13 protein-coding genes and 2 tRNA genes are annotated in these 12,510 nt (G+C 70.4%); 6 read left to right on the top strand and 9 right to left on the bottom strand.

Annotated features, from left to right (window positions below; all coding sequences use genetic code 11):
* Positions 1–211: 211 nt before the first annotated feature.
* Positions 212–1,225 carry an adenosine deaminase gene (locus tag MMA15_RS17125; protein WP_241060817.1) on the top strand — a complete coding sequence of 338 codons (1,014 nt, stop codon included), beginning with the start codon at positions 212–214 and terminating at the stop codon, positions 1,223–1,225.
* 109 nt (positions 1,226–1,334) lie between these two features.
* Here MMA15_RS17125 and MMA15_RS17120 read toward each other — a convergent pair whose 3' ends face one another.
* Positions 1,335–2,027 (bottom strand): TetR/AcrR family transcriptional regulator, encoded by a 693-nt coding sequence (locus MMA15_RS17120; RefSeq protein ID WP_241060816.1) that lies wholly within the window; start codon positions 2,025–2,027, stop codon positions 1,335–1,337.
* A 67-nt stretch (positions 2,028–2,094) separates the two neighbouring features.
* On the opposite strand from MMA15_RS17120, the gene MMA15_RS17115 reads away from it, so the two are divergent.
* Positions 2,095–2,742, top strand: a complete 648-nt coding sequence (locus MMA15_RS17115; RefSeq protein ID WP_241060814.1) for an NAD(P)-dependent oxidoreductase — start codon at positions 2,095–2,097, stop codon at positions 2,740–2,742.
* Between the two features lie 93 nt (positions 2,743–2,835).
* On the opposite strand, the gene MMA15_RS17110 is transcribed toward MMA15_RS17115, so the two are convergent.
* From MMA15_RS17110 to MMA15_RS17085, 6 genes are all read right to left on the bottom strand, one after another.
* Positions 2,836–3,891: a UDP-N-acetylmuramate dehydrogenase gene (locus tag MMA15_RS17110; protein ID WP_241060812.1), complete on the bottom strand. Its 1,056-nt coding sequence runs from the start codon at positions 3,889–3,891 to the stop codon at positions 2,836–2,838.
* Between the two features lie 120 nt (positions 3,892–4,011).
* Entirely contained in the window at positions 4,012–4,446 is a 435-nt protein-coding gene (locus MMA15_RS17105; protein WP_241060810.1) for a MaoC family dehydratase, read from the bottom strand.
* Positions 4,446–4,910, bottom strand: coding sequence for a MaoC family dehydratase N-terminal domain-containing protein (locus MMA15_RS17100; protein WP_241063251.1), 465 nt, complete (start codon positions 4,908–4,910; stop codon positions 4,446–4,448). Before MMA15_RS17100 ends, MMA15_RS17105 begins: the two co-directional genes overlap by 1 nt.
* Before the next feature lie 218 nt (positions 4,911–5,128).
* On the bottom strand, positions 5,129–5,293 hold the full coding sequence (rpmG, locus tag MMA15_RS17095; RefSeq protein ID WP_003948671.1) for a 50S ribosomal protein L33: 165 nt from the start codon (positions 5,291–5,293) through the stop codon (positions 5,129–5,131).
* 90 nt (positions 5,294–5,383) lie between these two features.
* Positions 5,384–5,456 (bottom strand) — tRNA-Met (locus MMA15_RS17090).
* Positions 5,457–5,502: 46 nt separating this feature from the next.
* Positions 5,503–5,575, bottom strand: a tRNA-Thr gene (locus tag MMA15_RS17085).
* Positions 5,576–5,808: 233 nt separating this feature from the next.
* On the opposite strand from MMA15_RS17085, the gene MMA15_RS17080 reads away from it, so the two are divergent.
* A complete protein-coding gene (locus MMA15_RS17080; RefSeq protein ID WP_241060808.1) occupies positions 5,809–7,239 on the top strand; it encodes an amidohydrolase family protein in 1,431 nt (476 codons plus the stop codon).
* 121 nt (positions 7,240–7,360) lie between these two features.
* A complete protein-coding gene (locus MMA15_RS17075) occupies positions 7,361–8,032 on the top strand; it encodes an NAD(P)H-binding protein (protein WP_241060807.1) in 672 nt (223 codons plus the stop codon).
* Between the two features lie 33 nt (positions 8,033–8,065).
* On the opposite strand, the gene MMA15_RS17070 is transcribed toward MMA15_RS17075, so the two are convergent.
* Positions 8,066–9,130, bottom strand: coding sequence for a YihY/virulence factor BrkB family protein (locus MMA15_RS17070; protein ID WP_308290554.1), 1,065 nt, complete (start codon positions 9,128–9,130; stop codon positions 8,066–8,068).
* 371 nt (positions 9,131–9,501) lie between these two features.
* Between MMA15_RS17070 and MMA15_RS17065 the strand changes: the two genes are divergently transcribed.
* Entirely contained in the window at positions 9,502–9,957 is a 456-nt protein-coding gene (locus MMA15_RS17065; protein WP_241060805.1) for a DUF7144 family membrane protein, read from the top strand.
* 88 nt (positions 9,958–10,045) lie between these two features.
* Here MMA15_RS17065 and MMA15_RS17060 read toward each other — a convergent pair whose 3' ends face one another.
* Entirely contained in the window at positions 10,046–10,966 is a 921-nt protein-coding gene (locus tag MMA15_RS17060) for an MgtC/SapB family protein (RefSeq protein ID WP_308290553.1), read from the bottom strand.
* Positions 10,967–11,785: 819 nt separating this feature from the next.
* Between MMA15_RS17060 and MMA15_RS28500 the strand changes: the two genes are divergently transcribed.
* A complete protein-coding gene (locus MMA15_RS28500; protein WP_372498260.1) occupies positions 11,786–12,457 on the top strand; it encodes an HNH endonuclease in 672 nt (223 codons plus the stop codon).
* Positions 12,458–12,510: the final 53 nt, after the last annotated feature.

Raw genomic sequence — 12,510 nt, 5'->3', positions numbered from 1 at the left:
CGGTTCGCGCCGGGGCGCGCGACAGCCCGTCCGCCGCGAACGGGCGCTCCGCTCCGCGGAGTTGGGCCTCCCCGCCTCCCCCGCCCACCGCTCGTAGTCGAGGACGGTCCTCCGGTGTACGTACCGGGGGACCGTCCTCGTGTTCGGGCAAGCGCTCGTTTCAGGGAGAAGCGGCTATCGGCCCGCGGGGCAGTTGCGGCAAAATCTGTGGATGGCTGTCCGAGATCTGCGCACCCTGCCCAAGGCCCATCTGCATCTGCACTTCACGGGTTCGATGCGTCCGTCCACGCTGCTGGAACTCGCCGACAAGTACGGCGTGCACCTTCCGGCGGCGCTCAGCGGCGGCGAGCCGCCCAAGCTGCGGGCGACGGACGAGCGCGGCTGGTTCCGCTTCCAGCGTCTCTACGACATCGCACGCTCCTGCCTGCGCGAGCCCGAGGACATCCGGCGTCTGGTGCTGGAGGCGGCCGAGGAGGACGTGAGGGACGGTTCGCACTGGCTGGAGATCCAGGTGGACCCCACGTCGTACGCACCGCGGCTGGGCGGCCTGATCCCGGCGCTGGAGATCATCCTGGACGCGGTGGACGACGCAGCCCGTGAGACCGGTCTGGGAATGCGGCTGATCGTCGCGGCGAACCGGATGAAGCACCCCCTCGACGCCCGTACGCTCGCGCGGCTGGCCGTCCGCTTCCGGGACCGCGGCATCGTCGGCTTCGGGCTGTCCAACGACGAACGCCGGGGATTCGCCCGTGACTTCGACCGTGCGTTCACCATCGCCCGTAACGGAGGGCTGCTCGCGGCGCCGCACGGCGGCGAGCTGACCGGGCCGGGCAGCGTGCGCGACTGCCTGGACGACCTGCACGCGTCCCGCGTGGGGCACGGCGTACGGGCGGCCGAGGACCCCGCACTCCTCGCACGGCTCGCGGAACGGAACGTCACCTGCGAGGTCTGCCCGGCGTCCAACGTGGCGCTGGGCGTGTACGACAAGCCGGAGGACGTACCGCTGCGCACGCTCTGGGACGCGGGCGTGCCGATGGCCCTCGGCGCCGACGATCCCCTGCTCTTCGGTTCGCGGCTGGCCGCCCAGTACGCGATCGCGCGGGAGGCGCACGGCTTCACGGACGCCGAACTGGCCGAGCTGGCACGGCAGTCGGTGCGTGGGGCGTCGATGCCGGAGGGCGTGAGGGAGAAGGTGCTGTCCGGTATCGACGACTGGCTGGACTAGGCGCCTGGGTACGGCCGGTACTTCCGTACTTCGTTCGGGGCTCGTTCAGTCAGGGGCTCGTTCAGTCAGGGGCTCGTTCCGTCAGGGGCTTGCCAGTCCGGAGGTGCGCTCAGTCCGGGGCCGTGCCGCCTTCCGTGGCTGAGCCGCTTTCCGGGCCTGTGCGTCCCTCCGGGGCGATTCCGGTCAGCAGCGTGTTGACGACGCCCGCCGCGAAGTCCTCCAGCGGCTGCGCATCATCGGCCCCTCCTCCGATGCTCAGCAGGATCGCGCGCTGGCTGCACGCACCGAGCAGCAGCGCTGCGGCGGCCTCCGGGTCGGCACCGGCGTGGATGCGCCCCGCCTCACGCTCGGCGCGCAGATAGTCGGCGAGCGCCTCCAGCGGCTTGTGCGGCCCGGTGCCGAGGCTGCGCATCGCCTCGTCGTGGCGGCGCAGCAGCTTCGGCTCGGCGAAGAGCGACGCGGCGACGGGGAAGCTCTGCTCGTAGAAGCGGGCCGCGCGCAGGGCGATCTCGGTGAGGTTCTGCTCGACGGTGGGGGCGTCAGGGGCTCCGTCGCCCCTGCGGCCGGCGTTGAGTTCGTCGAGGAGCGGGCTGAGCGGCGGCAGCCGTTCCTTCAGTACGTCGACGAAGATCTCCTCCTTGCCGGAGAAGTGCTTGTAGAGCGCGGCCTCCGAGCAGCCGGCGACTCGGGCGATCTCCTTCGTGGTGGCTCTGGCGAGGCCGATGGTGCGCATCCGTTCCTCGGCGGCGTCGAGGATGCGCTCCCGGGTCGAACGGGCCGGCCGCGATCGGGAGGTGGGCATTCACTCACCTTAGTGGCACCATGGTGAGTGAACACTCACCCACCATTTCCGAAGGAAGGCGAGCCCGATGCGCTTCACGGTCTTCGGCGCCACCGGCGGCACAGGCCGCCAGCTCGTACGGCAGGCGCTGGACGCCGGGCACGAGGTCACCGCAGTGGTACGGAACCCTGCACGACTGCCCGTACCGGACGGTGAGGCGTCCGCCCGCCTGGAGGTCGTCACGGCCGACGTCACGGACCCGGAGTCGCTGGTGCCCGCGGTCGCGGGCCGGGACGCGGTGCTCTCCGCGCTGGGCGCGCCCGGCAACAAGAGCGCCGGCATCGCCTCCCGCGGCACCCGCGCCGTCCTCTCCGCGATGGAAGAGGCCGGGGTGCGCCGCTACATAGGGGTGAGCGCGGCCCCGGTGGTGGCGTGGGGGGAGGGCGAGACGCTGCTGTTCCGCACGGTGGTGGTGCCGCTGGTACGCCGGGCACTGCGCCGGGTGTACGAGGACCTGGCGGTGATGGAGGACGCGATACGGGCGAGCGATGCCGACTGGACCGTCGTGCGCCCGCCCAAGCTGACGGACGAGCCGCCGAAGGGCACGTACCGGCGGGCGATCGGCGCCAACGTGCGGCGCGGCCACTCCGTACCGAGGGCCGATCTGGCGGCGGCGATCCTGGCGATGGTGGATGATCCGGCGACGGTGAGGAAGGGCGTCGGGGTCGCGTCCTGAGCGGGGCCCGGCGAGACGGTCGCCGTCGGCGCATCGACGCACAGCGGGGAGCGCCGAGCCTCGTCGCCCCCCGACTGCTCCCGGACGCGGTCACTACAGCGAACAGCCCACGGTCACCGGCTCGTTGACGAGGGTGACGCCGAACGCCTCGCGCACCCCGTCCCGTACCTCACGGGCCAGCGCCAGCAGATCCGCCGTCGTGGCGTCCCCGCGGTTGGTGAGCGCGAGGGTGTGCTTCGTGGAGATGCGGGCCCGGCCCGTGCCGTAGCCCTTGGCGAAACCCGCGCGATCGATGAGCCAGGCCGCGGAGGTCTTCGTACGCCCCTCGCCAGCCGGGAAGGCGGGCGCCGCGACATCGGCGCCCAGTCGCTCGGCGACCCGTTCGGTGAACGTCTCGAACTCGTGCTCGTCCAGGACTGGGTTGGTGAAGAAGGACCCCGCCGACCATGTGTCGTGGTCCTCCGGGTCGAGCACCATGCCCTTGCCCGCACGGAGCTTGAGAACGGTCTCGCGTGCGGTCTGCGCCGATACGCGGTCGCCGGGCTCGACGCCGAGCACGCGAGCGGTCTCGGCGTACTTGAGCGGTGCCGACAGGCCGCCCGCGTCCTCCAGTTCGAAACGGACCCGCAGTACGACGAAGCGCGACGGGTCGGCCTTGAAGCGGCTGTGGCGGTAGGCGAAGCCGCACTCGGAGTTCGGGATGACGACGGTCTCGTCGGTGCGGCGGTCGTAGGCGACGACCTCGGTGATGGTCGAGGAGACCTCCTGCCCGTACGCACCGACGTTCTGAATGGGCGTCGCGCCGGCGGAGCCGGGGATTCCGGCAAGGCATTCGATGCCCGCGAGTCCTGCCTCGACGGTGCGGGCGACGGCGTCCGACCAGTTCTCCCCGGCCGCCAACTCCAGGCGTGTGCCCGAGAGTTCGACGCCGGTCGTGGCGATGCGCAACGCGGTGCCGGGGAAGCCCTCGTCCGCGATGACGAGGTTGCTGCCGCCGCCGACGATCAGCAGCCGGGTGCCCTGGGCGTCTGCCTCGCGTACGGCTTCGACGACCTCGTCGTCGGTCGTCGCGGTACGCAGCCGGGCGGCCGGGCCGCCGAGCCGGAAGGTGGTCAGCGGCGCGAGTGGGGCGTCAAGGAGTTCCTGCACGCGCTCAAGCGTACGAGAGCGGCGCGGCCCCGGCGCCCACGGCCGTGGCCCACGCCTCTCGTACGCCTCGAACGCGGCGCACGGCAATCGGCCTTGTGCACGCCGGGACCGCAGAGTCGGTCAGGCCAGCTTCACCACGGCGCGGGACATGCCGAGGACCTTCTGGCCCGCGCTCATCACGGTCAGGTCCACCCGGACCGTACGGGCCTCGTCGTCGAGCTTGGCCGCGACCTTGCCGGTCACCTCGATCGCCGCGCCCTTGTCGTCGTCGGGCACCACGACGGGCCTGGTGAAGCGCACGCCGTACTCGACGACCGCCGCCGGGTCGCCCGTCCAGTCGGTGACGACGCGGATCGCCTCGGCCATGGTGAACATGCCGTGCGCGATGACGTCCGGCAGTCCGACCTCCTTGGCGAATCGCTCGTTCCAGTGAATGGGGTTGAAGTCCCCGGAGGCGCCCGCGTAGCGCACGAGCCGCTCACGGTCGACGGGGAAGGTGCACGCGGGCAGTTCGGCGCCGATCTCTACATCGGCGTATGCGATCTTCGCGGCCATCAGGCTCCCGCCTCCTCGGCCTCGGGCCCGCGGGCGACCAGCTTGGTGTGGGCGGTCACGACGTGCTCGCCCGACTCGTCGTGGACCTCGCCCCGTACGTCGAGGATGTCGTTGCCCGCCATCGACCTGACGGACTCGATGGTGGAGGAGACGGTGAGCCGGTCGCCCGCTCGTACGGGACGGGTGTAGGCGAACTTCTGGTCCCCGTGCACCACGCGGCTGTAGTCCAGGCCCAGTTCGGGGTCCTCGGTGACCTGGCGGGCCGCGCGGAAGGTGATGGCGAAGACGAAGGTCGGCGGCGCGATCACATCGGGGTGGCCGAGGGCTTCGGCCGCCTCGCGGTCCGTGTAGGCCGGATTGGCGTCACCGATGGCCTCGGCGAACTCCCGGATCTTCTCGCGGCCCACCTCGTAGGGGGTGGTGGGCGGATAGCTCCGCCCGACGAAGGACTGGTCGAGCGCCATGGGCGCGGACACCTCCTGAACGGTGTTGGTGCGGGGACCGTCGGGGACCGTCGGCCTTCTCACGGCGGCGAAGCGGCCTCAGGGTTCCGGGACTTGGGGGCTTCGGGACTCCGGTAGCCCGGGGGCCGCGCATGCCGGAGTCGCGGGCGCCGCGACCGGGGGCCAACGACACGAGGCCGCCCCCGCTGTGTGGGGACGGCCTCGTAGAAGGGCCTGAGTCAGCGCGTCTCGCGGTGCGCCGTGTGCGCGTTGCAGCGCGGGCAGTGCTTCTTCATCTCAAGACGGTCCGGGTTGTTGCGCCGGTTCTTCTTGGTGATGTAGTTCCGCTCCTTGCACTCCACGCAGGCCAGCGTGATCTTCGGGCGGACGTCTGTGGCAGCCACGTGAGTGCTCCTTGACGGACAGATGGGCCAGAACGCAGGAAGAGTAGCCGATCGAAGGACCGACCCCACAATCGGCTACATTCGGTGAAGTAGCGGTGACCGGACTTGAACCGGTGACACAGCGATTATGAGCCGCTTGCTCTACCGACTGAGCTACACCGCCACGATGCGCGGACTCCCATCTCCCGACGGGAGATCTCACACATCAGAGCCCCAAAACGGAATCGAACCGTTGACCTTCTCCTTACCATGGAGACGCTCTGCCGACTGAGCTATTGGGGCGAGCGGTGAAGACATTACACGCCTGACAGCCAAAGGTGAAATCCGTATCGCGCCCGTCCGGCACCGCTCACAGGGCCTGACTCCAGGGTCTCATCCGGCGTCACCGAATGCCCCAACGCCCCCTCGCACCACGTCAGTACGACTATTCGCCTCTTCCTCGCCGGTGCCCTGCGGGCGCCCTACTCTCTACTCACGCTGCGTGATCATGATCATCCGCCGATGTGGGGAGTGCGATGGCCGACAGCCAGTCAGAGGGGCCGGTGGACGGCGACCGCTCCCGTGACGAATCCGACACGAGCGACGAGCGGAGCGGCGGCGCGGGCGGCCCGGCAGGAGGTCCGGCGAACGGCCCCGCGGGCGGCGGTCCGGCAGGAGGCTCGGCCGGAGGTCCTGCGGGCGGCGGCTCCACAGGCGACCCCGGCGAAACGGCAGGCGACGGTTCAAGCCCCCGCGCCCTCATGCTGTGCGGCGCCCGTCTGGCCGACGGCCGGACCGTCGACGTACGTCTCGGCGGCGGCCGTATCGAGGCGGTCGGGACCGCCGGAAGCCTCGCGCGGGGACCGCAGCCGTCGGGCGCCTCACGCGTCGACCTCGCCGGCTATCTGCTGCTTCCGGCACCGGCCGAGGTGCACACCCACTACGACACCGCGCTGACGGCCGTCTCGCCCGTCTCGGCCGGGCCGCCCCGCAGCGGCCCCGAGGACGTCCAGCGCCGTACGACCGAGGCCGCGCTGATGCAGCTCGGGCTGGGCGCCACCGCCACCCGTACCCATGTGCACATCGGCGACGTCGCCGGGCTGCGCTCGCTGGAGGCCGTGCTTCAGGCACGCCGGGCGCTGCGCGGCCTCGTGGAGCTGAGCACCGTGGCCGTGCCGCGGCTGCTGACCGGGGTCGCGGGCGCCGACGGGCTGTCGATGCTGCGCGACGCGGTGAAGATGGGCGCCTCCGTCATCGGCGGCTGCCCCGACCTGGACCCGGACCCGGGCGGCTACGTCGACGCCGTACTGGAGGTCGCGGCAGAACACGGCTGCCCCGTAGATCTGCACACCGACGGCGGCGACCCGGCCCGGCTGTCCAGGCTGGCCGCCGCCGCGGGCGGGCTGCGCCCCGGGGTCGCGATCGGGCCGTGCGCGGGGCTGGCGAGGCTCCCGCACAAGGCGGCGGTGCGTACGGCCGAGCGGCTGGCCGCCGCGGGTGTCACGGTCGTATGTCTGCCGCAGGGCAACTGCGGTGTGCTGGAGCGCACTTCGCAGACCGCGGTTTCGACTGTCGCGCCGGTACGGCTGCTGAGGGCGGCCGGTGTCACGGTGGCGGCCGGAAGCGGTGCGCTGCGGGACGCCGCCAACACGGTCGGCAGGGGCGATCCGCTGGAGGCCGCATATCTGCTGGCGTCGCACGGCGAGGCGAGTCCGGAGGCCGCGTACGACGCGGTCTGCGCGAGGGCGCGTACGACGATGGGGCTGCCCGAGGTGCGCGTGGAGGCGGGGTTCCCGGCGGAGCTGCTCGCGGTACGCGGTACGGAACTGGCGGGGGCGCTATCGCTCGCGTACAGCCGTGTGGTCGTGCACCGGGGGCGCGTGGTCGCACGTACCAGCGCGGTGCGGGAGTTCTGCGACTTCACGGGCACGTCGGAGTTCGATCTGCCCCGGCAGTCGCAGGGCTGACGATTCGTAGGACCGACGGCGCCGCAGGGCCGACGGCGCCTTCAGGACCGACACCGTTTCAGGGCTGACGGCGGCTCAGGGCGGCGGCGCGGGCTGCGCGGCCGTGACGTACGGTCGAAGCATGCGCACAGTCATCGCTGGTGGACACGGTCAGATCGCGCTGAGGCTGGAGCGGCTGCTCGCCGAGCGCGGGGACGAGGCGGCAGGCATCATCCGCAAGCCGGAGCAGGCCGACGATCTGCGGGCCGCAGGCGCGGAACCGCTGGTCTGCGACCTTGAGTCGGCGTCCGTGCAGGAGGTCGCCGCCCATCTGGAGGGCGCTGACGCGGTCGTCTTCGCCGCCGGTGCGGGGCCTGGCAGCGGTGCGGAGCGCAAGGAGACGGTGGACCGCGCGGCGGCCGTGCTGTTCGCGGACGCGGCGAGGGAGGCAGGCGTAAGGCGCTACATCATCGTCTCGTCGATGGGCGCCGACGCCGGGCTGACCGAGCCGCCGCCGGGCACCGACCCGGTCTTCGCCGCGTATCAGCGCGCGAAGGGGGCCGCGGACGATGCCGTGAGGGCGCGCGACGACCTCGACTGGACGGTGCTGCGGCCAGGACGGCTGACGAACGACCCCGGTACGGGCAGGGTCCGGCTCGGCGAGCGGACGGGACGCGCGGATGTGACGCGCGACGATGTGGCGGCGGTGCTCGGTGCGCTCCTGCACGCTCCGGGCACGGCGGGCCTGACGCTCGAACTGATCGGCGGCGAGACTCCCGTGGACGAGGCGGTCGGAGCGGTCGCGCTCCGCTGAGACCCCTGAGCGGTCGCGGCTGGGCTCGGCGGCTCAACTGACCTTCCCACGGCGGAGCTTGGCGAGTTCGGCGTTGAACTGCGCGCCCACGAGCAGCGCCAGATTCGACATCCACAGCCAGACCAGGAAGACGACGATGCCCGCGAGCGACCCGTACAGCCGGTGATACGTGCCCACGTGCGAGGCGTAGAGCGCGAAGCCCAGCGACGCCGCGAGCCACAGCACCACCGCCAGCGCACCGCCCGGCGCGCGCCTGCGCACGCCGCGCGTCTCCGCCGGGCCGGTACGGAAGACGACCAGCACGAGTACGGCCACCAGGCCCAGCAGTAGCGGCCACTTCATGGTGTCCCAGGCGCCCGCGGCGAAGCGGCCCATGCCGAGCAGGCCACCGGCCGCGTGGGCCACCTCGCCGCTGAGCACGAGTACGAAGACGCTGGAGACGAGAAGCGCGAGCAGAGCCGTCGCGGTCAGCACGATCCGGGGAATGGTCCGCCACACGGGACGGTGGTCCTCGACGCCGTGCATGGCGTGCAGCGCGCGGCGGAAGACGCTGAGGTAGCTGGAAGCGGACCAGAGCGATCCGGCCGTACCGAACACGGCGAGAAGCCACGCGGCGGTGCTCTGCGCTGCCATGTCCTTCAGTACGCCCGCCATCAACTCGCCGGACTGGGCGGGCAGAACGGTGGTGGCGCGGGCGATCAGTTCCCGAGTGGCGCCCGTACCGGCGAGACCCACGGCCGAGACGGTGACGAGCAGCGCGGGGAAGATCGCGAGCACCGCGTAGTAGGTGAGGGCGGCGGCCCAGTCGGTGACGTCGTCGTTCCATACGGAGACGGGCGTACGGCGCAGGGCGACGCGGCAGTCGGCGGCCGGGGGGAGCGCGCCGCGCAGGGACGCGGAGCGCGAGGGCGAGAGGCGGGAGGACGAGTGGCGGGAGGACGAGTGGCGGGAGGGGGCCGCGGTGGCAGCGGTACCGGCGGTCGTTTCGGCGCCGGTGCCGGTGGTCCTTTCGGCGCCGGTGGCGGCGGAGGGCTCACCGAGGGGATCAGCCTCGCCCGGTCCCGGTCCGGCCTCTCCCCCGGTCACGCGTGTGCTCACGCGGCCCCCTTCACATCGCTCTCTCCACGCGGACCTGCCCGCCGTACCGTTACCGCGCCCGTCCGTACGCGCCGCAGCAGCGCGGCTGTTACGCGTCTGGCCGGGTTCGCCGTGCCGGAAACATGGTGCGCACAGGGCCGTACGGCTCGTTACGGCGGGGGGCGCCCACGCGCCCGGGAGGCAGCGGCCCACATCCGGCGATGGCACCGAGGCCGGACCGCCGGTGGCGGATCGCATCCCTCTGGGCATCCCCTCCCACACCGCTCCGACCTGCGGAAACGTCTCCGGTCGCAGGCTCTCAATATTCTGCCAAACTGGGACATAAGCACCTGAACAGGTGAAGGCAGACCTTGCACGAGGAGGGTCTCGAAATGGCAACTCATGCCGCCAGTGGTGGAGCGCATGCGGGCACCGCTGTGCGCCGTACAGGCAAGCCGACGACGATGTTCAGCGGCTGGACGAAACTGGCCGGTGCGCTGATGTTCTTCGGCGGACTGCTCGCCGTCTCCTCAGGTGTCGCAGCCCTGCGCGAGGACTCCGTGTTCGCAGCGACGCGAAACTACGCGTTCGACTACAGCCTCACGGGCTGGGGATGGGTCCATCTCTTCCTGGGCGCCGCGATCGCGGTCGCCGGCATCGCCGTGATGATGACGGGCGCAACGTGGGCCCGATGGGTCGGCATAGCACTGGCCGGCCTGGGCATGATCGCCAGCTTCATGTGGCTGCCCTACTTCCCGCTCTGGGCAGTGATCACGCTGGCGATCGACGTGTTCATCATCTGGGCACTATGCGCGGGGATGAACCGATCGCAAGCAGCACAGACATAACACCGGCGAAGTGACGGCCCCGGATCGTACGTGCCGATCCGGGGCCGCCTTCTGCGCAGGTGGCGTCAGTCCGGGCCCCACGACGCCGTCACCACCAGGGCGCCAGCCGGCGCCTGCCGCGGCGCTGCCGCTTTCCCCGCACGGCCGCGCAGTTCACCGGGCGGCGAGGCTGCACGATGCGGCCCATCGACTTGCCGCCCCCGCCGACCCGTCTCTGGGCGTAAAGGGCGGGCCGGCCGGGCTGTCTGTCGCGGTCCGGTTCCGCGGTCACCTCGACGCCGAGGACTCCGTCGGTGTGGACCATCTCCGAGGTCAGTTCATTGACGTCGGCCGTGCCCGCCAGATTCAACGAGACCCGGGCGAAGGTCTCGTCCGCCTCGTTCTGCTCACTCTTCGACGGCTTGTCGACGCGGACCCGGAGGATGCGGAAGCCGCGCTCCGTGCACAGCTCCATCAGCTCCGGCAGCACCCCTAGGCCGACTCGGTACCGCAGACGCACCTCCCACTGTTCGGCGGTCGGGGCGGCCGACAGACGAGTGGCGAGGAGAGGGTAGCCACGGACGACGATGAAGTGGAGCGCCGTCACCGAGCTGGCGAGGACGGGGAGCCCGCCGCCACAGGCCATGCCCACGGCGCAGGTGAGCCAGATCGTGGCGGCGGTCGTCAGGCCGCGCACCGCGTCACGGCGTACGAAAATGAGCCCGCCGCCGATGAACCCGATGCTGGTGATGATCTGCCCCGCAACGCGGGAAGGATCGAGGCGTACGTCCGGCAGGGACACCACGTCGCCGAAGCCGAACTGGGAAATCTGCATCATCAAAGCGCTGGCAACGCCGACCAGAGCGTGAGTCCGCAGCCCCGCGCTCTTCTGCCGCGCGCCGCGCTCCCAGCCGATGAGCGTCGACAGCAACAGAGCCAGACACAACTCGCTGAGTTCGTGCAGACCCTGACCGCTGTTCAGTTGCAACAGGTCTTCCACGAACGTGACCAGCGACTGGGTCGACGACATCGGCACGCCCACCTCACTCCGAACTTCCGCAATCCGCATGCTTCTGCGGCAAGCGCATCTGGGACGCATAGGGGGTCATCGATTGCTCTCGAACCCTGCGACTGCGTCACAAGGGCGCTGAACCTCCATCGCAGCGTCGGAGACTCCAACGCTCAGATCGCCTGACAGGGGGCGTCCATCCCAGTCTGGGTAATGCCCACTCCTGCCTCGTCCGCCACTACCTGAACAGGTGGTTTACCGAGGTTGAAGTCGTGGTGCCGTCTGCGGTGAGGGATCGACGGCCGATCCGGTCCCGGTGGGACGAACGAACTCCCGGAGCCCGGCGGCTTCGTGGACGTTGAGGTCGCCCCAGACGACTTGCGTGGGTGGTAGATCAGCCTGGCCAGGAGAGCTGCGAGGCAGGGCCCCGTAAGCGTGTGCTCCCCACCTGCCCCGCACGCACTGGTCAGCACGCGAACCAGGGTGAGACAAAGCGAGACATACGCCCCACCAAGCACCACCACGCGAAGCCCAGCACAGCGAGAGGCCCGCCACCGGCATTCCTGCTGGTGACGGGCCTCTTGCTGTCTGTGGCGGCGCTAGGATTCGAACCTAGGAAGGCTGAGTAAGCAGATTTACAGCGGGCCACCTCTCAGGGTATTGACCTGCCTTTTCGCCTACGTGTCCACCCCCGGGGGGGCTGACTGGGGGAATCACTCACCATCGGGGTCATCCGCACAACCTCACTCTGGGGCAGGTCTGCGGAGCGACGGCACGCCATCGCTGTCAGTGGCGCATGAGAAGGTGCGAAGCTCGTTCGTCACGGCTGAAAGGACGTCCATGCAACGGGAGTTGCGCGAAGCGGTCGCCGCTCGGGGGCGGCATAAAACCTGGGCCAACTACATTGGACCCCTCCGACAAGCGACCAGGACCATCACCTTGCCCATTGGGTTGGGCAAGACCCATGCGATGGGCCTGGTGATGATCGATGAGCTACACCGGTATGCGCCTCGCACGTCGCGCCCTGAGAATCCGCAAGTCGAGCACATCAGTGACGCAGCGCTCCCGACGGGCGGCTTGAACCTGAGCCCCGAGCCTTACGCTCCCCGTCGAATGCGGGTCCTCAAGTCCGATCGCGAGAGATATCGCGCCCTGTCACGGCGCGTCCTGGCCAGAGAGCGAGCCGGCAAGCATCAGGAGCGTCGCATTGTTACCGAGGTTCGAAGGTGGCGAGACTCTGAAGCTCGCAGAGCAGTTCTTACGCGGAGCCGCGGACTGTGCGAGAACCCGAAGTGCCTGAACCCAGATCTTCCCTACAGGACTACGGCGGGCGAACCCCTTCTGCAGGTCGATCACATCGATGAGCACGCGTCGGGGGGGCGCGATTATCCGAGCGCCATGATCGCCCTGTGCCCAAACTGCCATGCCAACAAGACACACGGCACCGACAGAGAAGAATGGACGGAACTGCTCCGGGCAGAGGCAGCTCACCTGCATGCCCGGTGGGCGTAGCAACGAGAGGAAGCGATCGGCAGACGGCCCGGGCGACGATCGCACCGCCAGGG

Origin of the sequence: Streptomyces marispadix, from assembly GCF_022524345.1 — a bacterium.
Taxonomy (GTDB): Bacteria; Actinomycetota; Actinomycetes; order Streptomycetales; family Streptomycetaceae; genus Streptomyces; species Streptomyces marispadix.
Note: the sequence above shows the minus strand (reverse complement) of the source record. Positions and strands in the feature narration are given on the sequence as shown.